The organism is Paraburkholderia sp. RCC_158 (genome assembly GCF_041355255.1).
GTDB classification, from domain to species: domain Bacteria; phylum Pseudomonadota; class Gammaproteobacteria; order Burkholderiales; family Burkholderiaceae; genus Paraburkholderia; species Paraburkholderia graminis.
On record NZ_JBFUPM010000001.1, the window covers coordinates 296,662 to 322,436 of the forward strand.

The following is a 25,775-nucleotide window of genomic DNA, read 5'->3' on the forward strand; positions in this document are numbered from 1 at the left end:
GATCGCTCGCGCCGTTACTCACGAGGCTTCCCCGCGGCCGCCGACAGTCTCGGCACCGGCGCGATTTCCACGCGACGGTTGCGCGCGCGCCCTTGCTCGTCGGCATTCGAACTGACGGGCTGGCCGGAGCCGAATGCCGCCGCGAACAGCGACGGCGCCGGCACGCCCGCCTCGATCAACGCGCGCGTCACCGTCAGCGCGCGCTGCGCCGACAACTCCCAGTTGTCCGCGAAACGGCGATTGCCTTCGCGCAGCCGCTGATCGTCGGTAAAGCCGCTCACCATCAGGATCTGGTCGCTCGCGCGCAGATAGGCGGACAGCGGGCCGGCCAGGCTCTTCAACAGATCGCGCCCTTGCGGCTGCAACTGGTCGGAGTTGAGCGCGAACAGCACATTGCCGCTGATGCCGATGCGCCCGTTCACGAGCGTCACGCGGCCGGCCGCGAGCGGGCCGGCGAGCGCCTCTTCGAGCGTCTTGCGGCGCTGCGTTTCAACCTGACGCTGCTTGACCTCCTGCTCGAGCTTGTTCGACAGTTCCAGTTGCACGCCGATGACGGCCACCAGAATCAGCATGAACGCGCCGAGCAGCACGGACATCATGTCGCCGAACGCCGCCCAGATCGGCGTGCCCGGCTCGACGCCGCCGTCGATGTCCTCGCTCATCCCGCTCATGCCGCCTCGACTCCATCAGCCGAGCGCCGCGCCGCAAGCTGCTGCAGATCTTCGACGATCTGCTTTTGCGACATCACGCTCAGATCGATAACTTCGCGCGCCTGCGCCACGTAGTAGGCAAGCTGTTCGTCGCTGCGCGTGAGCGACTTGTCGAGCGCCGCTTCGATTCTCTCCAGATGCGCGACGAGCTTGTCGTTCGATTCGCCGAACAACTGCACCGCCGCGCCGAACGCGTCGCTGAGGCTCGCCACTTCGACGGCGCCGCCCGCGATCTGCGCGGCTATCGTGCCGATCTTGTGGGCCTCGGCCTCGACCTTGTCGGTGAAACGCGTGCCGACGCGTTCGAGCAAATCCGCCGACGTCGCGACGAGCGCATCGACCGCCGTGCGCTGTTCCGTGGATGCATGGTTGACCGCGTCCAGCAGCGTCTCCAGGGTTTCGAGCAGACGGCTGCGCTCCTGCAGCATCGCCGTGTCGCGCACCATGCTGTCCGACAGCTTCTGCCGCAATTCGGCGACCACTTCGGCAGCGGCCTTCGGCGCCTCGGACGCCGCCTGCACGAGCCGCGAAATTTCAGCGATGGTTTCGCTGGCATGCGCCTGCGTCTGAGCCGAAATATCGCGCGCGGTCTGCTCGAGCGTGTCGCAAATCTGCTGCTGACGGTTGGCCGTCAGTTCGCCGGCTTGCTGCCATTCCTGGCTCAGAGCGCTCGCCATCGAGTCGAGCTTCGATGTCCATGCGGTGAGGCGTGCTTCGTTGTGTTCGCCGGCTTGCTGCCATTCCTTGGTGAGGGCGCTCGCCATCGAGTCCAGCTTGGATGTCCATGCCGCGAGGCGCGCTTCGTTGTGTTCGCCGGCTTGCTGCCATTCCTTGCCGAGCATCGCCACCATCGAATCGAGCTTCGACGTCCACGCCGCGAGACGCGCTTCGTTGTGCTCTCCCGCCTGCTGCCATTCCTTACCGAGGGCGCTCGCCATCGAATCGAGCTTCGACGTCCACGCCGTGAGCCGCTCTTCGTTATGTTCCCCGGCTTGCTGCCATTTCTCGCTAAGCGTTGTCGCCATCGCATCGAGCTTCGCGGTCCACACCGCAAGCCGCGCTTCGTTCTGTTCGCCCGCCTGCTGCCACTCCTTGCCGATCATGCCCGCCATCGACTCGAGCTTCGCCGTCCACGCGGCGAGCCGCGCTTCGTCTCGCGAGGCCAGTTGCGTCTGCAAGTCCGCATGCGACTCGCCCACGTTGCGCACCAGCGACGCCGAGTGCTCCGCGAACGCCGCCGCCGCCGCAACCAGCGCCTGCTCGTGCCGCGCCGCCAGCGTCGCGCCCGACTGCTCGTGGCGCGACAGCGCGTCGTTCCACGTCTGCGAAAGCTTGCCCGCCGCGGTTTCGAGGCGCGCGGAAACGCCGTCGACAAGTCCCGCCGAGCGCTCGTCGAAAGTCTGCGTGAAGCGCTCCAGCGAAGCCTGCAATTGCTGCGTCATTGCATCGTTCGAACGTTGCTGGCCGGCGAGCGCGTCGTTCCAGATGCCCGCGATCTTGCCGGTAGCCGACTCGAAACCGTTCGACAGCGCATCCAGTTGCCGCTGCACCGCCTGCGAGACGCTCTCGTGCAACGAGGCGCTTTCGCGCGCGAGGCCGGCCATCGTCGCCTGCATGACCGGTTCGAGCGCCGCGCCGGCAGCACGCGTGCTGTCCGCGACGCTCTGCTTCAACGACTGCTCGACCGATGCGGCGAGCCGCGTGTACGCGGCCTGCGCCTTGTTGTGAAACGTCTCCTGGCTTGCAAGCTGGCGCTCGTTGAAAGCGAGGCTGTGCTGCTCCATCGCGGCCATCATCGTTTGCAGGCGATCGACCAGCGTCGGCATCAGTTCCGCTTGCCGTTGCAGGAGCCGGAAGCTCTCGTCGCGCTGATGAGCCTGCGAATAGATGCGCAGGCTCGTGGCGATCCTGAGGTCGAGCTGTTGCGCCGCTTCGAGCCGCTCGCGACGGCACAACGCCGACAACAGGCCCAGCATCGCGGAACTCGCCACGCCCGCGATCGACGTACCGAACGCGAAGCCCAGGCCCTTCACCGGCGCGGCCAGCGAAGCGCGGATCGCGGCCAGATCGGTTGCGCTTTCGAGCGCCATGCCGGTGCCGCGCAAGGTCACGACCATGCCGAGCAGCGTGCCGAGCATGCCGAGCAGCACCAGCAAGCCGACGAGATAAGGCGTGAGCGCAGGCCCCGGCAACGCGACGCGCTCGCCTTCGATGCGAAGACGAACCGTATTGCGCAAGCCCGGATGCAATTCCTCAAGCCACGCGCCAAGCCGCGGCGGCGGCTCGGCGAGGCGCGCGACGGCGCGAATGAGCGTCGCAGTCGCCGTGCTATAGCGCCGCAATTCGAGCGCGCCAGCAAGATAGAACGCGCCGATCAGCAGCGTGACGGCCAGCGCCAGCCAGTTGGACCCGACATAGCCGATGGCAATGCCGCACACCGCGGCGAGACCTGCCGCGAACACAACGAGATCAATACGATATCTGGACATGGCGTCCCGGTTAGCGAGTACGAAGGGCGGCAAGCAACCCTTCGACTGGTTGTAAACGAATATCCAGCTCGGCAAGCAACACGCTTTGCATGTCCTTGCGGAACACGTCGAGCCAGGGGCCGGGCGCGCCGGGGGCGGCTTGTGCGCCATCGCCATCGTCCGGCAGCGGCTGTGCGCTGTCGCGCAGACGCTCGAAGTGTCCGGCGAGCAGCACCGGCAGATTGGCCAGCAGGCTTCGCTCGCGTTCGCCGAGCGCACGTTCCATCACGGCATCGAGCACCGCGAGACGGCCCATCGCAGGATTCCTGGCGGCAAGCAACGCGCGCAGCCGGCCGCGCAGATTGCCGACACCCGTTTCCATCGACTGCTGCATGGCCTGGTAGCGCTGGCGAAAGAGCGCGTAGTCGACGGGCGCGGCCTGCGGCTCCACATACGCGGGACCGCGGCGCCTGGCGGTCGCGAACGCGCTGTCGCCGGTAATCGTACCGACGAGCGCGGCCCGCGCGCGCGCGCATTCCGCCTCCTCCACGCTGCCGAATGCTCGCGCGCCCGCAGCCGGCGTGGGCGGCGCGCCGCTGAGCGCCGACGACAGCGCGATCGCATCCGTCCAGCCGAGCCACTGGCTCAGCCGGTCGGATAGCGATTGCCGTGGTTCGGGAACGTCGACATTGGCGAAGCGCGCCAGCAGGCGAACGAGCGCCGGGCCGCTGAGAGCTGTGCGCTGGGGGGCTTGCAACATACCACCGGATGCAAAAAAATCAGCAGTTTACACGCTGACGCGCACGACGGCTTCGCTCCCCATTACAACGTCCTCGCACGCAGACATCGTGGCGCTCGAGAATAGGCGTTCAAATCGCTCCGCGCGGCCGATGCTCGTCCGTATCGACGCAGCACACCAGCGCATCCGCATCTTCTTCGCCGACGCTCACATAGATGTGCCCGACCGAGCTGTCGAAGTACAGGCTGTCGCCCGGCATCAGCCTGAACGACTTGCCGTTCTCGAAGCGCAATTCAAGCTTGCCGGAGAGCAGAAAGACGAACTCCTCGCCCGAATGCCGGATGTACTCGGGAAAGTCCGACACGGCGCGCGCATGGATGTGCGCGCGCATCGGCATCATGCGTTTGCCGGTGAGGTTGTTAGCGAGCATCCCGTACTCGTAGTTCGGCGTGTCGTACACCTGCTGCTTGCCGGCCGCGGTGAACGACGGCTTCATCGCGCCGGCCGCCGGCTTGCGGCGCCGGCCGAAAATCGCGTCGAACTCGAGCTCGAGCGAATGCGCGAGTGCCGCGAACTTGTCGTAGGTCAGCGCGATGTCCCCGCGCTCGGCCTTCGAGATCGTCGATACCGCAATGCCCGAGCGCTCGGACAATTCGGCGAGCGTCAGCCCGCGCGCCTTGCGCGCCTGCCGCAAATGCCCGCCCACCAGTTTGTGATCGAGCGACGGCGGCGCTTCATGCGCGTGCGCCTTCGGTTGTTTCACTACGGCTACGGCTTTGACCATGTCACTGATTCCGCCTGGCTTCCTTGCTTCTCGCCTGTCCACAAAAATTTCTCGTATGCGAGAAATTATTTTTTTCTCGTATATGATAACTCACGTCGATTCCACCTTTATGTGGGGCCCGTATCGTGTCTACCCTTGCGCTCAGTCAGTCCCGTTTGACGAAGACCCGCGTCATCACTGCCACGACCATCGGCACGGCGCTCGAATTCTACGACTTCACGATCTACAGCTTCTTCGCGATCCAGATCGGGCAGTTGTTCTTTCCGGGCGCGTCGCCCGTCAATCAGTTTTTACTGTCGATCGGCGTATTCGGCGTGGGCTTCGTGGTGCGGCCGCTCGGCGGCGTCGTGATCGGCGCGTATGCGGATCGCGCGGGCCGCAAGAACGCGATGGTCCTTACGATCATGCTGATGGCGCTTAGCTGCGCGATGATCGCGTGCGCGCCCACTTACGCGGTCGCCGGGTTTGCGGCGCCGCTCATCGTGCTCGCCGCGCGGTTGATACAGGGCTTCGCGGCGGGCGGCGAGTTCGGACCGGGCACGACGCTGCTCGTCGAATATGCCACCGACAACACGCGCGCGTTCTTCGCGAGCTGGAACTTCGCGGCGACCGCGGCAGGCCTCGTGCTCGGCGCGCTGGTCGCGACGCTCGTCAACGTGCTGCTGCCGAAGCAGGCCGTGCTCGAATGGGGCTGGCGGATTCCGTTCGTGCTCGGCATCGTCGCCGCGCCGGCCGGCATGCTGATCCGCCGGCGCCTCGAAGAAACGCTGACCGCGCGCAAGCCCGGCGAAGCCGCGCCGAGCGGCGCGCTGAAGGCCGCGCTGACCACGCATCTCAAGCTGACGATTCTCGGCACTTTCGCCGAATTGGGCGGCTCGGTGTCGGTCTACATCACCGCTTTTTTTCTGCCGAGTCATGCGGTGCGGGCGCTGCATCTATCGTCGACGTCGGCGGTGATCTCCGGTATCGTCAGTTCGCTTGCGCTGTTCGTCGCCGCGCCGCTCGCCGGCATGCTCGCGGACCGCTACACCCGCAAGCGCGTGCTCGTGATTTCGCGCGTCGTGATGCTGTTGCTCGTGTATCCGGCGTTTGCATTCCTGAGCGCGCATCCGTCGATGACGGCGCTTTGCATCGTGTCCGCGCTGCTCGCCGTGTTCGTATCGGGCCAGATCGTGCCCGTGCTCGTGATGATCCCGGAACTGTTCCCGAAGCATGTGCGTGCAACCGGAATTGCATTGACGTATGTTGTGAGCGCATCGTTTTTCGGCGGCTTCTCGCCGTTTATCGCAAGCTGGCTGGTCGCGCGCACCGGCAATCCGCTCGCGCCGGCCTGGTATGTGGCCGCCGCGTGCGCAATTTCGCTGGTGCCGGTAATCTGGCTGAAGGACCGCACCGGCGAAGCGCTCGGCTGACCAAGAAAGACACAATGAGCACAATGAGTGGAGACGATATGAGTCGAGACAACGATTTGCCCGGCCGCAGCGCGGTCGAGTTGCGCCGGATGATCGGCGCGAAAGAGATCTCGCCCGTCGAACTGCTGGAGGCGTGCATCGCGCGAATCGAGGCGGTGAATCCGGCGGTCAACGCGATCACCGCAACCGACTTTGTGGCCGCGCGCGCCGCCGCGAAACGCGCGGAAAAGCAGGTACTCGACGGCGAGCCGCTCGGCCTTCTGCACGGCTTGCCGCTCGGCGTGAAGGACCTCGAAAATACCGCCGGACTCCTGACGACTTATGGTTCGCCGATGTCGCGCGGCAACGTGCCCACGCAAGACGTGGTGCTCGTCGAGCGTCTGCGTGCCGCCGGCGCGATCGTCACCGCGAAGACCAACGTGCCGGAACTCGGCGCCGGCGCGAACCCGCGCAATCCGGTGTGGGGCGCGACCGGCAATCCGTTCAATACGGCATTGAATGCAGGCGGCTCGTCGGGCGGTTCGGCGGCCGCGCTTGCGTGCGACATGCTGCCCGTGTGCACCGGCTCGGACACCGGCGGCTCGTTGCGCATTCCCGCTTCCAAATGCGGCGTGGTGGGCTTTCGTCCGACGCCGGGACTCGTGCCGAATTCGCGCAAGCTGGTGGGCTGGTCGCCGATCTCGGTGGTTGGACCGATGGGCCGCAGCGTCGCCGAAGCGTGCTTGCAGCTCGCCGCTACCGTGGGCATCTCGGCGGGCGACCCGCTCAGCTTTGCCGCCGATCCGCTCAGCTTCGCCGCGCCCGCCGACATCGACCTCGCCACATTGCGCGTGGGCTGGACCGAAGACTTCGGCAGTTGCGACGTGGATGCGTCGATCCGCAACGTGTTTCGCGAACGCATCGCGCTGATCGCGCCGTCTTTCCGTTCATGCGAGGAAGTGAGCTTCGATCTCGGCGACGTACACCGCTGCTTCGACGTGATCCGCGCGGAGAGCTTCGTCGCCGGTCTGCACGATGCCTACACGCGCGATCCGGCGCAACTCGGCCCGAACACGCGCGCCAACTACGAGCTCGGCGCAAGCATGAGTCTCGCGGACAGCGCGTGGGCTCAAGCCGAACAGACGCGCATCTTCAAACGCTTTCAGGCCGCGTTCGAGCAGTACGACGTGATCCTCTCGCCGACCACGCCCGTGTCGCCGTTTCCGTGGCAGCAGTTGTACGCCGCGCAAATCGACGGGCGCGAGCAGGACAACTATTACCGCTGGCTCGCGCTCACCTATGTCGTCACGCTGACGACGCATCCGGCGCTGTCGCTGCCGTGCGGTGTCGATCACGCGGGCATGCCGTTCGGCTTGCAAATCGTCGGGCCGTTTCATGGCGACCGCAAGACGCTCGCCGTCGCGCATGCGATGGAGCAGGTGTTCGCGCAGTCGCCTGCGTTGCGCCGTCCGCGACCCGATCTGTCGAAGCTCACGAAAGCGGACGCGTCGTTGAAATCGATCGTGACGTCGCCCCCTCTTTTTAACGACGCCGACGCGAACGGCTCGGGCCTCTCAGCAGTTTAACGATGACAACAATGAAGTTCGATACCGTCGTACTCGGCGCCGGCATTGTCGGCGTGTGCGTGGCCGTGCATTTGCAAAAGCGCGGCCGACAGGTCGCGCTGGTCGACCGCAAGGCGCCAGGCAACGAGACCTCGTTCGGCAATGCCGGATTGATTCAGCGAGAAGGCGTGTACCCGTACGCATTTCCGCGCGGACTGGGTGCATTGCTTCGCTATGCGCGCAACCAGTCGCTCGACGTTCGCTACCACGCCGATGCGCTATTTCACGCGGCGCCGTTTCTGTGGAGATACTGGCGCAATTCCGATCCGGCGAAACACGCCGCGATTGCAAAGTCATATTCGACGCTGATCGAACATTGCGTGAGCGAGCATCGCACGCTGGCCGCGCAAGCGGACGCGAGTGCTTTGCTGCGCCCCACGGGCTGGATCAAGGTGTTTCGCAGCAACGCTGCTCAGGACGCGGAACTGCGAGTCGCCGATCGATGGAGCCGCGAATACGGCGTCGAATTCGAAGCGCTCGACGCCGCCCGCCTGCAGCACATCGAGCCCGATCTCGACAAGGCATTGCTCGGCGGCCTGCGCTACACGCAAGCGGATTCGGTGAGCGATCCGAACGCGCTCGTCACGGCCTACGCGAAATACTTCGAGGCGCTCGGCGGACGGTTCTTCACCGGCGACGCCAATACGCTGCGCAACGGCTGGGAGGTCACGACAAACGCAGGGACGATCGCGGCTTCATCGGCGGTGGTCGCGTTGGGGCCGTGGTCCGGCGTGCTCAGTTCGCGGCTCGGGTATCGGCTGCCGCTCGGCGTCAAGCGCGGCTACCACATGCATTACGCGGCACGCGCGGGCGCGCGCCTCAATCATCCGGTGCTCGACGCCGAGCGGGGCTATCTGCTCGCGCCGATGGCGCGCGGCATCCGCCTGACGACCGGCGCTGAAATCGCATTGCTCGATGCGCCGAAAACGCCCACGCAACTCGCCGCCGTCGAACCGATTGCACGCACGCTGTTCCCACTCGACAAACGCCTCGACGATCAACCGTGGATGGGCGCGCGGCCCTGCACGCCGGACATGATGCCCGTGATCGGCCGCGCCGAAAAACATCAGGGCTTGTGGTTCGCATTTGGTCACGCGCATCATGGACTCACGCTCGGGCCGGTGACCGGTCGCCTGATCGCCGAAATGATGACGGGTGAAGAAACGCTCGTGGACACGCATCCGTTCAGAGTGGACAGGTTCTAACGTCAAACGCGGGCAGCGCGCTTGCCGCTTCGTGCGGGAAGCGCGCCTGCTGCTTCATTTAGTGCAGCGGTTGCAGCGCGGTCCAGCGCGTCCAGCCGCTGTCGCCTTCCACGGCGCTGATCCGCAATGCGCGCGAGCCGTCGGCGAAAATGATCGACTCGGCATGACATGCTTCGGGGTCCGGAATATCGCGCGGACCCACAAAGCTCACGACATGTTTGAACGAAAGATTGCCTTCGCGCAATATGTCGAGATAGGCAGGCTCCTCGTTATCGAATGGCTGAGCGGTGCAACGGTTCAACAGCACAGCAGCGATTTCTGCATCACACATGTTCTCTCTCTCCTGACTGACTAACGCGACACCTCCCATGCCGGTGGCGTTCAAGCTCGTCATTTTTATGAAATCATTCTAGAAGTCATGGCCGAAAACGCCAGCCCTCTCGCGCATTCGTTATCTGGGCATACGCTTTCTCCTGAAGCGGTCCGCGTCCGATAATCTGCCGGCGCAATCGGCCGCGGTTCCAGGGCGGCCGAACAGATAACCTTGCAGCGCGTCGCAGCCCATCTCGCGCAGCATCACTGCCTGCTGTTCGGTTTCCACGCCTTCAGCCGTGACGCACATTCCGCATGCATGAGCCATTTTTACGAGCGCCTCTGCAATGGCCGCGCAATCCGTGTCGTCCGGCAAACCGGCGACAAACGAGCGGTCGATCTTCAGGCCATGCAGCGCAAAACGCTTCAGATACGACAGCGACGCGTAGCCCGTGCCGAAGTCGTCGATTGCGAGCGTGACGCCTAGTTTGGCCAGTGCGGCCATCGTCGCGCGCACGGTGGCATCGTCCGGCAGCAGAATGCCCTCGGTGATTTCGAGCTGCAAAGCGGAGGGGTCGAGCCCGCTGTTCGCAAGGCACGCAGCGACACGTTGCACGAGCCGCGCGTTGAACTGCACCGGCGAAATATTCACGGACACACTGACATCCGGCGCGATGCTCCAGCGCCAGTTCGCGACCTGTGCGCATGCCTGCTCGAGTACCCAATCGCCGATGTCTTCCATCAAGCCCGCCTGTTCGGCAATCGGGATGAATTCGGCGGGGGCCACGTCGCCAAGTTCGCTGCTGGTCCAGCGCAACAATGCCTCCACAGCTATGGTTTCGCGCGACGCCGCCGCCACGACTGGCTGATACGCAATTGTTAATTCGCCCGCCTCGAGCGCATCGCGCAGCCGGTTCTCGATCGCAAAGCGACGCTGCGCAGCCTCTTTCATATCGCGCGTGAAAAAGCACACGTTGCCGGGTGATGGACTTTCGCGCGACGCATCGCGGCGCCGGCATCGCGCATCAACAGCGACGCATCGCGAGCGCCGTCGTTGGAGCGAGCAACGCCCACCGACGCACTCACGCGATACTCGCGCCCCGCGATCACGAACGGCTCGGCGAATAACGCGAGCATCTGTTGCGCGAACGCGGCTAGCATGGGCATGTGGCCGTGATGTTCGGTAACGATCAGGAACTCGTCGCCGCCGATCCGCGCAAGCAGATCGTTCGTGGCGAGCGCGCGCGCGAGCCGCTGGGCGACGCTGCGCAACAGGCGGTCGCCGAGATCGTAGTCAGCAATGTCGTTGATCCTGCTGAAGCCATCCACGTTGACCACCAGCATTGCCACACGCGCCGCCCGCGCAGACTTCAGAAGCTGTTGAGCGCGCCCTGTCGCGTACGCGCGGTTATAGACACCCGTGAGCGAATCGACAAACAAAGCATGCAGGAGCCGTCCATCCGCCACCCTTTGCACAGTAGGGCTTTTCAATGTTGCGTCGTCATGTGCGAAGCGCAATGGAACGCCGGAAGCGGTTGCCGGCACGGAAACTTGCTCGGTCATCATTACACTCCTATGCTAGGCATTACGCATTCAGCAGACAGCTTGCCGTTTTATGCATGCAGCTAAATTTTTATAGCCGTCAAGACTACGAGGTGTAGAGCTTTATCGCGCGAGAAAAAACACGCGCCGCCATGCGGTAGCCGTGCCTCCACGATATTCCCGCATAGGCCGCTTGAGAACGCGCCACGCCGGTGAACGCGTAAAGCAACGGCAAACGCTTTACCACACGCGGTATAAACCGCTGGGCCACAAATGAAAATTCATCAGCTACGCGCCCTCATCGCCATTGCCGATGCGGGAAGTGTCAGGGGTGCCGCGCGAACGCTCAATTCGTCGCCGGCGGCCGTAACGCAAAATATTCAGCAACTGGAAGAAGCGGCACACGTTCAACTCGTTGTGCGCACATCGTCCGGAGTGACGCTCACCGAATGCGGGCAAACCCTGCTTTTGCATGCACGGCTCGTCGCCGCGCAAATGGTGCGTGCGCATCAGGCGATGGACGCAATGCGCGGCGAGCCAAGCGGGCGTCTTTCGATTGCGGTGACCGCGTGGGTCGCATTGACATTTCTGCCCGAAACAGTCGCGCGCTTTCGCGCCAGAATGCCGGCAATACAACTAGAATTATTCGAAGGCTTACTCGCGATCGCGACACCGCGCTTGCGCGACGGCAGCCTGGACATTTATGTCGGGCGTCAATCGCCGAGTGTCTCTGCGTGCGATTTCAACTATCAGCCGCTGTTCGCCACGAGCCGCGCGGTCGTCGCACGCCTGGGTCATCCGCGCGCGGAATCGCGTTCTCTCGCGGAATTGCTCGACGACGACTGGCTGGTTGCGCTCGATCCGGAAACCGAGGGGCATGCGCCCTATCAGATGTTTTCCCGCTACGGATTGCCGGTGCCGCGCAGCATCCACTTTCTCCATTCGCTCACCGTGGCGGTCGCACTGCTTAAGCGCACGGACATGGTGAGCATTTTTCCGTGGCCGCTCGTCGAACTCTGCGCGGCGCGCGACGGTTTGTGCGCGATCCCTTTGCGCGAAGAACTCGAGGACTCGACGGTCGGCATCATCACGCGCACGGGCGAGCCGTCCGATGCCGCGTCGCAGTGCTTTATCGATTGCCTGCTCGAAACGATCCGCGATGAATCGTGGGGCCGCACGACGGAGATTCGCCGCGCCATGCAATCGGTGGAAGTGCTGGTTTAGCGTGCCTCGCTCGCTTTAAATAAAAAACGCCGCGAGCCCGAAGGCCCGCGGCGTCAATAACACTCGATCCGTAAAGAACGATCAGGCGGTCACGGCCACTCGCCGCGGCGACAGCGCCGACACGACGAACGCCACCACGATGTTCGCGACCAGTGCGATCATGCCGATATAAACCGGATACACCGCGTCGCCGAGATGCAGTGCGAACACCGGCTTGAGCCCTTGCGAAATCGCGAGCGACGTGCCGAGCAAAATGCCGACGAGCCAACCGCTAAAGAGACCCGGCGTATTCAGGCGCCGCGTGTACAGCGAGAACACGATAGCCGGGAAGATCTGCAAGATCCACACGCCGCCGAGCAGTTGCAGGTCGATTGCATATTGCGTCGGCAGGAACACGATGAACAGCAACGCGCCGAACTTCACCACGAGCGACACGATCTTCGCGTTCGCCGCCTCGGCCTCAGGCGTGATATTCGGCGACACCAGCGGGCGCCACAAATTGCGCGTGAACAGATTCGCCGCGCCGATCGACATGATCGCTGCCGGAACCAGTGCGCTAATCGCAATTGCAGCCGCCGCAAAGCCGACGAACCACGACGGGAACAGCGTATTGAAAAGCGCCGGCACGATATCCGAAGCCGACTTCACATGCACGCCGGCCGCAATCGCCATATAACCGAGCAACGCGATCAAGCCGAGCAGCAGCGTATAAGCCGGCAGGAAGATCGCATTCTTGCGGACCGTTTTTGCCGAAGAGGACGAGAGCACCGCCGTCATCGTGTGCGGATACATGAAGGCCGCGAGCGCCGAACCCAGTGCGAGCGATGCATACGCGGTGAATTGCGTCGGCTTGAGAATGATGCCGGTCGCGCCGCCCTTCGCCTTGAAGTAGGTATCCGCTGCGTCGAACACATGCGCATAGCCGCCGAGTTTCGCGGGAATCAGCCACACCGCCGCGATCACGACGATGTAAATCATGATGTCCTTCACGAACGCGATCATCGCCGGGGCGCGCAAGCCGCTTGCATACGTGTACAGCGCGAGAATCACGAACGCGACGATCAGCGGCAATTCGCCGGTCACGCCGAGTCCCTTGATCACCACTTGCATGCCGACCAGTTGCAGCGCGATATACGGCATGGTCGCCACGATACCGGTCAACGCGACCGCGGCCGGAAACCACTTGCCGCCGTATTCGCCGTGCACGTAGTCCGCTGCCGTGATGTGGTTCTTCGCGTGTGCGATTTTCCACAACTTCGGCATCACCGCGAACACGAACGGGTAAACGATGATCGTGTACGGCAACGCAAAGAAACCATATGCGCCGACGGAATACACGAGTGCGGGTACGGCGATCACCGTGTAGGCGGTATAAAAGTCGCCGCCCACGAGGAACCAGGAAATGACCGTGCCGAACTGCCGGCCGCCCAGACCCCATTCGTGCAATTGCGTGAGGTCGCCGCGTTTCCAGCGGGCGGCAAAGAAACCGATTACCGTGACAAGCACGAAGAATGCGATGAAGACGGTCATCGCCACCGGATTGACGGGGTTCAGGTCGCTCATTTGACACCTCGGTACACGACGTAAATCAGCAGCGAGGTCAACGGCACCCACAGGAACTGATACCAGTAAAAGAACGGAAAACCGGCGAACGACGGACGCGTGTCGTTATAGAACGGCAGCCACAAGAGCGCGATATACGGAAGCAAAAGAATGAGCCATAGCCATGACCGGCCGGCGGATGGGGAGGTCTCCATGTACATCTCCTAGGTCTATTATTGACACCACGCATCCGGACTTGTGATCCGGCGCGCGGAAATCCGGTAACGGGTATTCGTGTGAAATACCCGCGCAGTCATCTGCCGAAACCGGAATCTGCTTTTGCGCACTACCGACGCATGAGCGCGAAAACGTCCGCAAGACGCAATGCGCCGCGGGGATGTAGTATTCGCCTTCGTAAGCGTCCTCACAAGCGCGCAACTACGTAAGCCGGCTACGTATTACTACGTAGTCCACTGGCCGTCTTTTCAACGATGAAACTCAAAGCCAAGATCGTCTTGCTGGCTATCGTGCCCTTTCTCGCGGCTATCGCCAGCATCGAAATCGGCGTGCGCCGCGAAGCGACCGCGCTCGCGCAAACACAGCACGCGACGACTCAGGCCGCGTACATGGCGAGCAAGGAAATCGAGCTCAAGCATTACGTCGAATTGGCCACGTCCGCGATCGCGCCGCTTTACGAAGCCGGCGAAGATAACGCACGCGACGACGCGCTGCGCCGCACGCGCGCGCTCGACGTGCTCGAGAAGATGGACTTCGGCAAGGACGGCTATTTCTTCGTCTACGACATGCATGGCCGTTCGCTCATGCATCCGCGCGAGCCGCATCTCGTGGGACGCGATTTGTCGGAACTGCGCGATCCGCAAGGCGTGCTCACCATCCAGAAGCTGCTCGCCGCGGCATCGCAAGGCGGCGGCTATGTGCGCTATCTGTGGCATCGTCCGTCGACGGGCAAGCTCGCTTCGAAACTCGGCTACGTGGTGCCGCTCGAACGCTGGGGCTGGATGATCGGCACCGGCATCTATCTCGACGACGTCGACACGGCGCTCGCGCATATCGACGAGCGCGCGGCGATCAATATCGATCGCACGATGATGTGGATCGACGCGATCGCACTCGCGGGGCTCGCCGCTATCGCGCTGTGCGCGCTCGTGCTCAACGTCACCGAATATCGCAGCGCCGACGCAAAGCTGAAGCGGCTCGCGCAGCAGGTGGTCGAATCGCAGGAGAACGAACGCGCGCGGCTTTCGCGGGAATTGCACGACGGCATCAGCCAGATGATGGTGTCAGTGAAGCTGCTGCTCGAATCGGCGCTCGCGCGTTTCGAGCGCAGCGAAACGCGCGTGCCCGCCGCGGAAGCCGCGCTGTCGACCAGTCTCACGCGTCTCGGCGACACGTTGCGCGAAGTGCGGCGTATTTCTCATGCGCTGCGCCCGTCGATGCTGGACGACCTGGGCGTCGCGGCAGCCATCGAACAACTCACGCGCGAACTGAGCGAACAGTCGGGCATTGAAATCGGCTTCACGCAGATCACGCATACTCACGCCGCGGTTTTAACGGATGCGGTGAACACCGTCCTGTTCCGCATTGCTCAGGAAGCGCTGACCAACATCGTGCGCCATGCGCGTGCGTCGAACGCGGCGCTCTCGCTGGAAGTGTCGAACGATGCCGTCACGCTCACAATCGCCGACAACGGTTGCGGTTTCGATGTCGCGCACGCGTTTGTCGGCCGCCGCTCGGGCGTGGGACTGCGCAATATGCGCGAGCGCGTGGAGGCGTTAGGCGGTACGCTCGCGCTCAACTCGCAGCCTGGCCATACGCTCGTCACCGCGCGTGTTCCGCTCGTCGCCGGTACGACGGAGCCTCATAAGCAGAGCTTGCAGGAAGCGTCTTCATGAACGACATCTCACATCCCATTGCCCGCCTGATCCTGGTCGACGACCATCCGCTCGTTCGCGACGGCTTGCGTGCGCGGCTCGAAGCAGTGCGCAACCTGGAGGTAGTCGGCGAAGCAGGCAATGCACAGGAAGCGCTCGCGCTCGCCGCGAGCCTGGAGCCTCACCTCGTGCTGATGGATGTCGGCATGAACGGAATGAACGGCATTGCGCTTGCCGGCATGTTTCATGAGCGATTCCCCGCGATCCGCGTATTGATGCTGTCGATGCACGACAACCTCGAATACGTCACACAGGCAGTGCGCGCGGGAGCAAGCGGTTACGTGCTGAAGGACTCGCCGTCGACCGAAATCATTCAGGCGATTAGCGCCGTGCTCGGCGGAAAGACGTATTTCAGCGCGGGACTCGGCGCGCGATTGATTCAGGCTTCGGCGATGCAATCGCCGGTTGAACGGCTCACGCCGCGCGAACGCGATATTCTCGATGCACTCGCCGAGGGTTTGTCGAGCAAGCAGATTGCTCAACGCAACGATCTGTCGGTGCGTACTGTCGAGACACATCGCCTGAACCTGAAGCGCAAGCTCGATATTGAAGGTCAGGCCGAGTTGATCAAGTTCGCGGTCGAGAACCGGCGCACGAGCCGCTAATAAGAAGAACGTCTCGCTGCGCAACGAGTGGAGACAATCAGCATGACACTGAGACGATTCACGCCGCGGCCGGCGAGTGCATTGCAATGCGCGGCTTTATGTCTATCGTTGTTTTCCGCTCTGTCTTTCGCTCACGGCGAAGAACAGCGAATCAATCGCGGAGATGACCCGTTCTTTCAGACTTCCAAAGCCATTGACGGATGCCCAGCGCCGCTCGGCCCACTCGAAACCGAACAGGAATGGCTCGCCGACAGTCATTACCGCATTGAACGCGGCAACAGTTGCTGGATAGAAGGGCGTTGCCGCTTACCCAACGCTTATCTGTACGACAAGGAAATTGCGGAGGCCGTGCAGCGGCGTCTCGCCAATATCAATGCCGCGACTCATTGGCGCGAACATTCGACGCTTTGGCTCACGCTGCAACGACGCTTTATCTATGTGGAAGGTTGCGTCTCGCCTGGCTTCGACAAGCAGGCGTTCCTCACCGAACTCGCGAAAACCGCGGACGTCGAACGCGTAATCGACAATACGACGACCAACCCGCGCGCCGCACGACTGCCTTATAGAACGCTTGCAGAGCCGGATCGGCCGGTACTCGATCCGGGCAACTAACCTGGCGCGCGGCAAACAGGCAGCGCCGCTCTGAATAGATCTACCGTACGAGTGCGAACGCCTCGCGGCTTGCGATTTCAGCCGCGCCGTATACACCGACCAGCGTGTAATCGGACGCTATGCACTCGAACGTGGACTCCAGAAACGTAATGACGAAATGACGCTTCGCCAGTTCCGGCAATGACACTGCGGCGAGTTCATCGACAAGAGAAGAGTTGATCACTTCCTGCGCGGCAAAAGCGGCCAGACCTTGCGACGCGAGCGGATGAATCTCGAGATCGCCATCGCCCGGCGGCCCTAGCCGATGAAACTGCGTGTCGGGAAATAGCACTGCGCAGAACGGATCGTCGTCGGGATCGAACGGACCGAACCGCTCGAAGTCGGATTCCGCAATCGGATAAGCGAGAATCACGCGGCGATCGCTCGCGACAATGAACGGCTCCGCTGCGTCGGCTGCGGGATGAGGAACTGAGTCCAGCAGGAGAACCTGATCCTCCTGCTGGGGCGATTCATGTACGCTCGTCATGTACTTCGCTGTGCCAGTGCAGTGCGCTTATGCGCTCGCCGCGGTGGACGCGACCGGTGCCGCTGCGGTCACTGCGGGTTGCGAACTTGCGGCTTTCTTGCGGCCCGGAAGTTTGCTCGCAGTTTTGCTTGCGACTTTCGTTGCTGCCTTCTTAGCGGTGACTTTTCGCGCGGCGGTTTTCTTTGCAGCGGGTTTTACCGCAGCTTTTTTAGTGGCAACAGATTGACTACCCGCCCGCGCCTTTTTCGCCACAACCTTTTTCGCAGCCGCGGATTTCACTTTACCGGCCTTACCCGCCACCGACGCTGCGCCGCCGTCGATCAGAAACCTGCTGCGATCCTTCACCGATGCAAGCCATGCAGGCGCCGGGCCGCGTCCGCTCCAAGTCGCGCCGGTTGACGGATTGCGATACTTCGGCGGTTGTGCGCCTTTCGGCTGACCTTTGGCTTTCGCGTTGTTAGCGGCAACGCTGCCCCACTTCGATTCGCTTGCGCCGTCGATGAGAAACACGCTGCGGTCTTTCGCGGTTGCAATCCAACCGGGCGCGCGGCCGTGTCCGGTCCAGGTCGCACCGGTTTTGTGATCGCGATACTTCGGAATCTTCTGTCCGGCCGCCGCGGCCTTTGCGTTGCCGGCATGGCCGTTAAGGCCCTTGGCCGCGCGCCGCGCTTTTGCTTGCGCTTCGATGTCGGCGGTAGTCAGGCCGTGCTTAAGCATCAATTCGCGAATCTGGTCGATTGCGACTTGCGCTTTCCTTGCAATAAGGGCGTCAGCTTGCGCCTGGAGCTTCTTAAGCTTTGCCTGGATTTGCTCTAACGTGGGCATTGAATTGCTCCTTATGTGGTAATCGAACGAACTATGCCATGAATAACGTGGGAACGGCATAGCCGGATGGCCATAAAAAACCGAATTCTGACTTGCTCTACGCGTGCGGAATACAAAAAGTTCTCTTCGATGCAATCGATAGACGCTTTTAGCATGCATTCGTTCTTTGCCTGTGCCACTTTTTATGGACTCTTTATTACGCGTTGCTTCTTTGTTTATTCCGACACTCTCTTTCTTTCCAATTGTTGCCGGATAGGTCAGGTCGGGGTAAAAACGACAACCTGACGGTCCGCAATGTATCTGACGCTGCGCAAAAAGCGATACTGCTGGCCATCGGCGGTGATCCGGTTAAGTCCTATGCGGGTCAGCGCGAGAATCTCGTCAGCCTGCTCCGCCTGTACCACGCCCTCATCGCGCAAATCTTCCAGAGAAGCGGACGGATCGCCTATATAAACACTGCGCACGTGCGCGCCAATTCTCATGAGAACGACGCTTTCGCCCTCGTCGAGCGCGAGTTCAAGATAGGCCGCCAGAATTCGCAGCGACTCGGGCGTGCAAGTCTGGGCCTGATAGATCGCGGCATTCGATGGCGTCATGTCGGTTCCCCGTCACCTGTATCGAGAAAAGGCGGCACTGTGCATTGCGGCAAGAGCCGCTTCTACTATAGGCAAGCATTCGGAGATTCAAAGGCTTCGAGTTCATTTTTTAACGCCGCAGTGGCCGTAACCGTGCGTTACCAATCTCGCAGCGCTGTTTCACCTGTGTCGTGGGCACGCTTCTACACTTCAACCGTCCATCGAGACAAAGCTTTGGCAGCGCACTTCAAGTGCAAGGAGAAGGAAAATGAACAAGAAGATCGTTGGCGCAGCACTCGGTCTGGCAGTTCTCGCCGCATCGTCGGTTGCTTCTGCTCATGTGAATCTCGCCGTCGGCGTCGGCATTCCGGTCGGCGTCTATGCGCCGCAGCCCGTTTATGTGGCGCCTCCGGTTGGGTACGGCCCTGCCCCGGTCGCGGTAGCCTATGGCGGTTATCGCGCTTATGACGGCCGCGACGCGTGGCGCGAACGCCGCGAATGGCGGGAACACGAATGGCGCCGCGAGCACTGGCGCGAGCATGAATGGCGCGAGCGGCAACGCTGGGGTTATTGAGGCGGCGCCATCGCTTTAAGCGTTGTGGCGTTCAGTACTTTCATCTGAAACCGGGCCATAAAGACATAAAGAGGCCGCCCGCGTGGCGGTCTCCACTCATTCGCGCATGAGCGCATCATGCGATTCGCAGGCCGTGAGCCGGCAGCACTTCCTGAGTCGTCACGAAACGGTGCTGTTTTACCGCGTCATGAAAGAGCCGGTAGTCGCTCTTTTCGAATGCCTCGCTCCACACGGGCTTTTCGCCGGAGTCGTCTTCCGCGCGAAGACCGGTGGCTTTGTACTTCCATGAGCCGACTCCCTTCGGCACGTAGTCCGGAATGGCCTCTTTCAGGCCGGGAATGCCGCCCTCCTTCACGAACTCGCAGATCGCCCGCAACCGCTCGTTGTCGTCCATGATCCGGTTGGTATCGAGCAATTCGGTGAGCGTCGCTTTCACGTTTTGCGGCATGCCCTCTTCGTTTTCGAAGTCTTCGCGCCCGGCCACATACGCGCGAACCGCACGGCACGCCATGTCGGCGGCCTCGACAAACTCCGGCAGGTTGTGTCGCTGTATGAACATATTCCTGCCGTCGATGTAATGCCATTTCGCCCACGGCTGATCCGGATAATGCAACGCGGCGCCGTGGCCCACAGGTAGCGCAAGCGTCAGCACATCAGCTTCGACGTGCTGCACCAGGTGCTGCATGGCAAGCGTCAGATTCTCGAGCCAGCCCGTGCGCGTGCAATCCTGCGCCTCGAGAGAATGAACCCGGTTGCCCGGACTTTCGATGCCCGCGAACCCCTGGTGCGCCCACGTATCCACATACGTATGCAGCGTCACGCCGAGACGATGCAAGCCCATCTCCGTGCTGCGCTGCCGGATGGCGCGCCGCACCACCTCGCGCGCGACCGCGCTGTCCGCGCGGCACACGGCTTTTTCGTCGAGCGTCGCGCCCTCTCCTGCCGGCAGAAAATGAAACGGCGCCCACACGAGCCGGTTCTGGTCGTTCTCGGTATTGGCGTAGTCGAAGGTCTTGTGGGCGGTGGCGAAGCGTTCGAACGTCTCGCCGCCCTGAAAGCGCAGGATGCCCGGCGTGGTTGCATCGTCGACATACTGGCACGCATGGGCGACCGTCAGCGCCTGGCTCGGCGTCATTCCGCCAACTCGCGCGACGATATAGACCACGCCGTAATGAAAGTCGATATTCATGGCAGATTCTCCTCATGCACGATGAATGACTACAACAGCACTGGTAAACGAGCGAGTAGGCGGCGAGTTGAAAAGACGTCGTTCTTTATTGCCCTACGCGGTGTTGTCGTGTTTTATTCCATCCTCTATCCGACTGCGGGCCACTGCGGGCCACTGCAGCCCATAAAAAAACCCCGCTACGTTATCCGTTGCGGGGTTGCGTTTCAGCGCACGTCGCGCCTTATTTGACGATGTCGACCAGCTCGACTTCGAACGTCAAGTCGCTGTTCGGCGGAATCGTGCCCACGGCGCGGCTGCCGTAGGCGGTGGCGGCCGGGCACGTCAGTTTTGCCTTGCCGCCCACTTTCATGGTTTGCACGCCCTGCGTCCAGCACGGAATCACGCGGTTCAGCGGGAACGTTGCCGGACCGCCGTGCTTCGCGGACGCGTCGAATTCAGTGCCGTTCGCAAGCGTGCCGCGATAGTTGACCTTCACGACATCGGTGGCGGCTGGCTGCGCGCCGGTGCCTTGCACGAGGTGTTCGACAACCACGCCCGAAGGCAGCTTCTCAGTAGAAGCGGCAGCCATCGCCGTCGACGAAAGTACAGTAGCGGCAAGCAGAGCAACGATAGATTTCAAAACGAATCTCCAGATGGGTAGTACGGTTCATTCTAGCGCACGGAATAGAGGGCGCTGCTAATCCAGCCGCAGCACCGCAACGTTATCGGCCGCCATATCGCCATGCGCGACGAAATCGGCAAGTGCGGTTTCCCGTTCGCGGACATCGGCAACCACGGCCGGATCGAGCCGCGCGACGATGACTTCTTCCCGTTCGCGGCTGGCTTCTTCAATCACATCGCCATAGGGACTCCAGATTGCGCTCGCACCGCATGTGTCCCAGCCGCCGGTCATGCCGACATGATTCGACAGCAACACATACATCGTATTGTCGAACGCGCGTGCGGGGAACCAGATGCGCGACTGGTGATAGCCGGACTTCACGCTGAAGAGCCCGCTCACTAGGTAGGCGTGCGCACCGTTTACCGCGGCCATGCGCGCGTGCTCGGGAAAGCCCGAGTCGTAGCACACGCCGAGTGCGAGCCGCCATCCGTCGAGTTCGAGCATGCAGCCTTGCGTGCCCGGCCGGTAGATTTCCGCTTCGCTTCTATATAGATACTGCTTGTGATACGGCTTTGCGTCCTCGCCGCGGCAATCGAATACGAGCGACGAAATACGCAGGCCGTCCGCGCCGCGCGTGGCCGCGCCGACAATTGCCGCAATGCCGCGTCGGCGCAAATCTCGCGGATCGGATCGAGACGTGCATCGGCGAGTTCGAATGCATATTGCGCTGGGTCGCCGGCGATCAGGCCGGGTTCATAGCCGCTCAAGAACTTCTCGGGAAAAACCACCAGTCGGGCACCGCGATCGGCGGCAAGACCGGTCAATTCGACCGTCTTCATGATGTTTGCCGTCACGTCTCCGCAAACCGGTTGCGCTTGCGCGGCTGCAATTTGCAGGGGTGATCGGGGCAACGCTGCGAACTTGTTATTCACCGTCAACTCCGTTATTGAATCGAGCGCAGGTTCAGCGCGTACCCGATTGCGGATGGCCAATGGCGGGAGCCCGCGCGTCTGAAGCGAGGCATTTAGACATGGACTGCGGCGGCGTGTCAGCGCAATTCTCTTGAACCAGCGCTTTGCGCGCGCGGTCCACGTAGAAGAGGTACGGCGAAGTATCGTCGTGCGCAACCCGATGCCAACGAGCGCTTTCAACTTTCAATGAACGAGCCGGTCGATCCCGACAAGCAGGACAGTGCGCCGCCTTCGGCCGTGCCGGAGCGACCCCGCGCGCCACGGCCGCGACGCATTCCGCGCAGCCGCGAGCAACAGGCGCGGCTCGACGCTCGCGAGCCGGCATTCGAGCCGCTGCCGTTTTCCATCGACGAAGAGGCGGCGCGGCGCCCTTTCGCCGGGAAGCTGCATGCGTGGTTCGAAGCGCGGCGTTGGCAGCCGTTCGATTTTCAGCGCGAGGTGTGGCGCGAGATGGAGCGAGGCGCGAGCGGCTTGCTGCATGCAACCACGGGCGCGGGCAAGACGTGGGCCATCTGGTTCGGCGCGCTTGCCGCGTTCGCGCGAGCCGTACCTTCCCATTCAGCGGCGACGCGTCGGCGCGCCACAAGCATGCAGCCCGAGCCGCTCACCGTCCTCTGGATCACGCCGATGCGCGCCCTTGCCGCCGATACGGCACGCGCACTGCAAAGCTCAGCGATCGAACTGGCCGTGCCGTGGACGGTGGGCTTGCGAACCGGCGACACGTCCTCCGCCGAACGCGCGCGGCAGAACCGGCGCATGCCGTCAGCGCTGATCACGACGCCAGAGAGTCTGTCGCTGATCCTGACGAGACCGGATGCGCGCGAAGTACTCTCGCACGTAAAACTGGTGGTCGTCGACGAATGGCATGAACTGCTCGGCAACAAGCGCGGCACGCAGACACAACTGGCGCTGGCGCGGCTCGCGCATTGGCGGCCCGATTTGCAGATATGGGGCTTGTCGGCGACGCTCGGCAACCTTCCCTTCGCCGCCGATGTATTGCTCTCCCCGGTCAGAACCCCGCGTGTCAGCGTGCACGGCAAGCTGCCGAAGGCATTGATCGTGGACACGGTTATTCCCGAGACCATCGAGCGATTTCCTTGGGGCGGTCATATGGGCATGCGCCAGGTCGAGGCCGTGGCCGATGCAATCGGCGAGGCGCAGACATCGCTCGTATTTACCAACACGCGCTCGCAATGCGAAGTCTGGTACCAGGCGCTGCTCGAAGCGCGTCCGCAATGGGCCGGCGCAATTGCGTTGCATCATGGTTCGCTCGATCAGGAAGTGCGCGAGTGGGTCGAGCGCGGCTTGAAGAACGGCTTGCTAAAGGTCGTTGTATGCACATCGAGCCTGGATCTCGGCGTCGACTTTCTGCCTGTGGAGCGCGTGTTTCAGATCGGCTCGCCGAAAGGCGTCGCGCGTTTGATGCAGCGCGCGGGCCGCTCGGGTCACGCGCCGGGACGGCCGTCGCGCGTGACCATCGTGCCCACGCACGCGCTCGAACTCGTCGAAGCGGCCGCCGCGCGCGAAGCAGTCGCGAAGCGGCAAATAGAAAGCCGCGAAACGCCGGACAAACCGTTTGATGTTCTCGTTCAGCATCTGGTGACAGTGGCAATTGGCGGCGGCTTCGACGCGCGCGATCTCTACGACGAAGTTCGCACGACGTACGCGTACCGGCAACTAACGCAAGATGAATTCGATTGGGCATTAGGTTTCGTCGAAGGCGGCGGCACCGCGTTGCGCGCGTACCCGGACTACCACCGCGTGGTGCGCGAAAGCGACGGCCTGTACCGCGTGCCGCGCGAAGATCTGGTGCGGCGGCATCGCAACAACGTCGGCACGATCGTCGCGAACGGCACGCTGAATGTCGCGTATCTGGCGGGCGGCCGCATAGGCGCAATCGAAGAGTCGTTTATTTCGCGGCTGAAACCCGGCGATATTTTTACCTTCGGCGGACGTGCGCTCGAATTGATTCGCGTGCAGGACATGACTGCGTGGGTCAAACGCGCGACCTCGGCACGCGGCGCGATGCCGCAATGGGCAGGCAGCCGCATGCCGCTCTCCTCGGAACTCGCCGAGGCGACGTTGACGATGCTCGCGCGCGCCGCCGGCGGCATCTATGACGAACCCGAGATGCGCGCCGTTCGGCCGCTGCTCGAATTGCAGCAGAAATGGTCGGCTCTGCCGCAGCCCGGTTTGCTGGTGGCCGAAGTACTCAAGTCGCGCGAAGGGCATCACTTCTTCTGTTATCCATTTGCGGGGCGCACCGCGCATATCGGTCTTGGCGCATTGCTCGCCTGGAGAATCGCGCGAGAGAAGCCCGGTACTTTTTCTATTTCAATGAACGACTATGGTTTCGAGCTGTTGTCCGCGCAACCATTCGACTGGGCCGCGGCATTGGAGAGTGAATTGCTCTCGGCGGAACAACTCGATCACGACATTCTGGCGAGCCTCAATTCGTCGGAGTTGTCTCGACGACGATTCCGCGAAATTGCGCGCGTGTCGGGGCTCGTGTTTCAGGGACATCCAGGGCAGCAGAAAAGCGCCCGGCAATTGCAGGCCTCCAGCGGCCTTTTCTATGAGATCTTCCGCAATCATGACAGCGGCAATCTGTTACTCGATCAGGCTGATACCGAAGTGCTATTGCAGGAACTCGACGCGAAACGCATTCGTAGCGCGCTAGAACGAATGAACGCGAGCCGCCTCGTTCTCATGCATCCGAAAAAACCGACTCCCTTTGCGTTTCCGCTTATCGTCGGACGCCTGCGCGAGAAAGTCAGTACAGAGAAGCTCGCGGATCGCGTACAGCGCATGCTTGCGGAACTCGAGAAGGCGGCCCGCGTATGAAGCCTGCGTCGTTGCCCGTTGAAATTGCCGGCCATCCGCTCGTGCTGTCGAGCTTGCGCGCGGCCTTCGATCCCGCGCTGCGCTGTCTTTTCGTCGCCGATGCGCATTTCGGCAAGGACGCCGTGTTTCGTGCGCGCGGCGTGCCGGTGCCCATCGGTTCCACTGCCGACAACCTGATGCGTCTGGACATACTGATCGCCGAATTCGAACCGTCCACGCTCGTCTTTCTCGGCGATCTGCTGCATGCACGCGAGGCGCACGCCGAAGAGATTCTCGATGCATTGCATGTCTGGCGCGCGCGGCATCCGAGTTTGCGAATCTTGCTCGTAGAAGGCAATCACGATCGGCATGCGGGCGCGTTGCCTGGTACGCTCAATGTGGAACTTGTGCTGGAGCCGTGGCGCGTTGGACCGTGGGCGCTGTGTCATCACCCGCAGACCGTCGACGGCGCGTACGCGCTCGCCGGCCATCTGCATCCTGTCTATCGAATCGCGACGCGCAACGACTCGGTTCGCGTGCCGTGTTTTCGTTTCGGCGTGCAAGGCGGCGTGCTGCCCGCATTCGGCAGCTTTACCGGCGGTGCGCGCGACGACGGCCGCGTGAGTGGAGAAAGGGTTTTCGTCGTGGCTCACGACAAGGTCATTGAAGTGCCGCGCTGAGCCTTTCACGCAACGCGCGACTCACGCGAGTTTCGTCATACCTGTCACGCCAAAACTCCGCTATTAGCAGAGTTCGCCAACACTTTCACACGCGATCTTTTCCGCAAGCACATGCACCATTCGCGGCGCCGGCATTCCGTTGTCGGCGATACACGCTCGCAAAGGCACGCTGCGCGTGCTTCGCAGCAAACAGCGAAGCGCACGCGGGTTTACGTGCGTTTGAGTAGCGCGAAGCTCGCCGTTTACTGGACGCTGAACCAGGCTGTCAACATTCTTTCGGTCTGCTTGGGTCAGCCGACA

At 62.5% G+C, this 25,775-nt stretch carries 22 protein-coding genes and 2 pseudogenes; 10 read left to right on the top strand and 14 right to left on the bottom strand.

Going from position 1 to position 25,775, the window contains the following annotated elements:
• Positions 1 to 14 precede the first annotated feature (14 nt).
• From AB6809_RS01275 to AB6809_RS01290, 4 genes are all read right to left on the bottom strand, one after another.
• On the bottom strand, positions 15 to 662 hold the full coding sequence (locus AB6809_RS01275; RefSeq protein WP_029970086.1) for an OmpA family protein: 648 nt from the start codon (positions 660 to 662) through the stop codon (positions 15 to 17).
• Positions 663 to 667: 5 nt separating this feature from the next.
• Positions 668 to 3,199: a DUF802 domain-containing protein gene (locus AB6809_RS01280; RefSeq protein ID WP_029970085.1), complete on the bottom strand. Its 2,532-nt coding sequence runs from the start codon at positions 3,197 to 3,199 to the stop codon at positions 668 to 670.
• 10 nt (positions 3,200 to 3,209) lie between these two features.
• Complete coding sequence (locus AB6809_RS01285; protein WP_029970083.1) at positions 3,210 to 3,938, bottom strand: DUF3348 domain-containing protein; 729 nt, start codon at positions 3,936 to 3,938, stop codon at positions 3,210 to 3,212.
• Between the two features lie 109 nt (positions 3,939 to 4,047).
• The gene (locus tag AB6809_RS01290) at positions 4,048 to 4,701 is read right to left on the bottom strand and encodes a helix-turn-helix domain-containing protein (protein WP_029970081.1); all 654 of its coding nucleotides are present in this window, start codon (positions 4,699 to 4,701) and stop codon (positions 4,048 to 4,050) included.
• Positions 4,702 to 4,826: 125 nt separating this feature from the next.
• Between AB6809_RS01290 and AB6809_RS01295 the strand changes: the two genes are divergently transcribed.
• Genes AB6809_RS01295 through AB6809_RS01305 form a run of 3 tightly spaced genes read left to right on the top strand, consistent with a single transcriptional unit; the run spans position 4,827 to position 8,922 of the window.
• Entirely contained in the window at positions 4,827 to 6,113 is a 1,287-nt protein-coding gene (locus AB6809_RS01295; protein WP_006049462.1) for an MFS transporter, read from the top strand.
• 38 nt (positions 6,114 to 6,151) lie between these two features.
• Complete coding sequence (locus tag AB6809_RS01300) at positions 6,152 to 7,678, top strand: amidase (protein WP_371025959.1); 1,527 nt, start codon at positions 6,152 to 6,154, stop codon at positions 7,676 to 7,678.
• An 11-nt stretch (positions 7,679 to 7,689) separates the two neighbouring features.
• Complete coding sequence (locus AB6809_RS01305) at positions 7,690 to 8,922, top strand: FAD-binding oxidoreductase (protein ID WP_029970076.1); 1,233 nt, start codon at positions 7,690 to 7,692, stop codon at positions 8,920 to 8,922.
• A 58-nt stretch (positions 8,923 to 8,980) separates the two neighbouring features.
• Here the strand turns inward: AB6809_RS01305 and AB6809_RS01310 are convergent, their stop codons facing one another.
• Entirely contained in the window at positions 8,981 to 9,307 is a 327-nt protein-coding gene (locus tag AB6809_RS01310) for a hypothetical protein (protein WP_307259991.1), read from the bottom strand.
• A 66-nt stretch (positions 9,308 to 9,373) separates the two neighbouring features.
• A pseudogene (locus AB6809_RS01315) lies at positions 9,374 to 10,797 on the bottom strand (putative bifunctional diguanylate cyclase/phosphodiesterase).
• A 252-nt stretch (positions 10,798 to 11,049) separates the two neighbouring features.
• On the opposite strand from AB6809_RS01315, the gene AB6809_RS01320 reads away from it, so the two are divergent.
• The gene (locus AB6809_RS01320) at positions 11,050 to 12,000 is read left to right on the top strand and encodes a LysR substrate-binding domain-containing protein (RefSeq protein ID WP_006049467.1); all 951 of its coding nucleotides are present in this window, start codon (positions 11,050 to 11,052) and stop codon (positions 11,998 to 12,000) included.
• An 81-nt stretch (positions 12,001 to 12,081) separates the two neighbouring features.
• On the opposite strand, the gene mctP is transcribed toward AB6809_RS01320, so the two are convergent.
• Positions 12,082 to 13,563 carry a monocarboxylate uptake permease MctP gene (gene mctP / locus AB6809_RS01325; RefSeq protein ID WP_029966647.1) on the bottom strand — a complete coding sequence of 494 codons (1,482 nt, stop codon included), beginning with the start codon at positions 13,561 to 13,563 and terminating at the stop codon, positions 12,082 to 12,084.
• Complete coding sequence (locus tag AB6809_RS01330) at positions 13,560 to 13,757, bottom strand: DUF3311 domain-containing protein (protein WP_006049469.1); 198 nt, start codon at positions 13,755 to 13,757, stop codon at positions 13,560 to 13,562. Before AB6809_RS01330 ends, mctP begins: the two co-directional genes overlap by 4 nt.
• Before the next feature lie 276 nt (positions 13,758 to 14,033).
• Here AB6809_RS01330 and AB6809_RS01335 point away from each other — a divergent pair, with 276 nt between their 5' ends.
• The 3 genes from AB6809_RS01335 to AB6809_RS01345 are packed head-to-tail and all read left to right on the top strand — an operon-like array spanning position 14,034 to position 16,711.
• Positions 14,034 to 15,455 (top strand): cache domain-containing protein, encoded by a 1,422-nt coding sequence (locus tag AB6809_RS01335; RefSeq protein ID WP_029966649.1) that lies wholly within the window; start codon positions 14,034 to 14,036, stop codon positions 15,453 to 15,455.
• Positions 15,452 to 16,099, top strand: a complete 648-nt coding sequence (locus AB6809_RS01340) for a response regulator transcription factor (protein WP_029966651.1) — start codon at positions 15,452 to 15,454, stop codon at positions 16,097 to 16,099. The genes AB6809_RS01335 and AB6809_RS01340 overlap by 4 nt, the downstream gene beginning before the upstream one ends.
• Positions 16,100 to 16,141: 42 nt before the next feature.
• A complete protein-coding gene (locus AB6809_RS01345; RefSeq protein WP_051153887.1) occupies positions 16,142 to 16,711 on the top strand; it encodes a hypothetical protein in 570 nt (189 codons plus the stop codon).
• Positions 16,712 to 16,751: 40 nt separating this feature from the next.
• On the opposite strand, the gene AB6809_RS01350 is transcribed toward AB6809_RS01345, so the two are convergent.
• From AB6809_RS01350 to AB6809_RS01360, 3 genes are all read right to left on the bottom strand, one after another.
• Positions 16,752 to 17,237: a hypothetical protein gene (locus AB6809_RS01350; RefSeq protein WP_029966654.1), complete on the bottom strand. Its 486-nt coding sequence runs from the start codon at positions 17,235 to 17,237 to the stop codon at positions 16,752 to 16,754.
• Between the two features lie 27 nt (positions 17,238 to 17,264).
• On the bottom strand, positions 17,265 to 18,062 hold the full coding sequence (locus tag AB6809_RS01355; protein WP_029966656.1) for an H-NS family nucleoid-associated regulatory protein: 798 nt from the start codon (positions 18,060 to 18,062) through the stop codon (positions 17,265 to 17,267).
• A gap of 257 nt (positions 18,063 to 18,319) precedes the next feature.
• On the bottom strand, positions 18,320 to 18,658 hold the full coding sequence (locus AB6809_RS01360; protein ID WP_029966658.1) for a hypothetical protein: 339 nt from the start codon (positions 18,656 to 18,658) through the stop codon (positions 18,320 to 18,322).
• 247 nt (positions 18,659 to 18,905) lie between these two features.
• On the opposite strand from AB6809_RS01360, the gene AB6809_RS01365 reads away from it, so the two are divergent.
• Positions 18,906 to 19,211, top strand: a complete 306-nt coding sequence (locus tag AB6809_RS01365; RefSeq protein WP_029966660.1) for a hypothetical protein — start codon at positions 18,906 to 18,908, stop codon at positions 19,209 to 19,211.
• A 115-nt stretch (positions 19,212 to 19,326) separates the two neighbouring features.
• Here AB6809_RS01365 and AB6809_RS01370 read toward each other — a convergent pair whose 3' ends face one another.
• The 3 genes and pseudogenes from AB6809_RS01370 to AB6809_RS01380 all read right to left on the bottom strand — a co-directional run bounded on the left by AB6809_RS01370 (position 19,327) and on the right by AB6809_RS01380 (position 21,840).
• A complete protein-coding gene (locus AB6809_RS01370; RefSeq protein ID WP_029966662.1) occupies positions 19,327 to 20,400 on the bottom strand; it encodes a DUF6765 family protein in 1,074 nt (357 codons plus the stop codon).
• Between the two features lie 220 nt (positions 20,401 to 20,620).
• Positions 20,621 to 21,019, bottom strand: coding sequence for an FKBP-type peptidyl-prolyl cis-trans isomerase (locus AB6809_RS01375; RefSeq protein WP_029966664.1), 399 nt, complete (start codon positions 21,017 to 21,019; stop codon positions 20,621 to 20,623).
• Between the two features lie 57 nt (positions 21,020 to 21,076).
• Positions 21,077 to 21,840: pseudogene (locus AB6809_RS01380) on the bottom strand (carbon-nitrogen hydrolase family protein).
• Between the two features lie 318 nt (positions 21,841 to 22,158).
• Here AB6809_RS01380 and AB6809_RS01385 point away from each other — a divergent pair.
• Together AB6809_RS01385 and pdeM are read left to right on the top strand one after the other, a co-directional pair.
• Positions 22,159 to 24,816: a ligase-associated DNA damage response DEXH box helicase gene (locus tag AB6809_RS01385; protein WP_029966666.1), complete on the top strand. Its 2,658-nt coding sequence runs from the start codon at positions 22,159 to 22,161 to the stop codon at positions 24,814 to 24,816.
• On the top strand, positions 24,813 to 25,475 hold the full coding sequence (gene pdeM, locus AB6809_RS01390) for a ligase-associated DNA damage response endonuclease PdeM (RefSeq protein ID WP_029966668.1): 663 nt from the start codon (positions 24,813 to 24,815) through the stop codon (positions 25,473 to 25,475). Before AB6809_RS01385 ends, pdeM begins: the two co-directional genes overlap by 4 nt.
• Positions 25,476 to 25,775 lie beyond the last annotated feature (300 nt).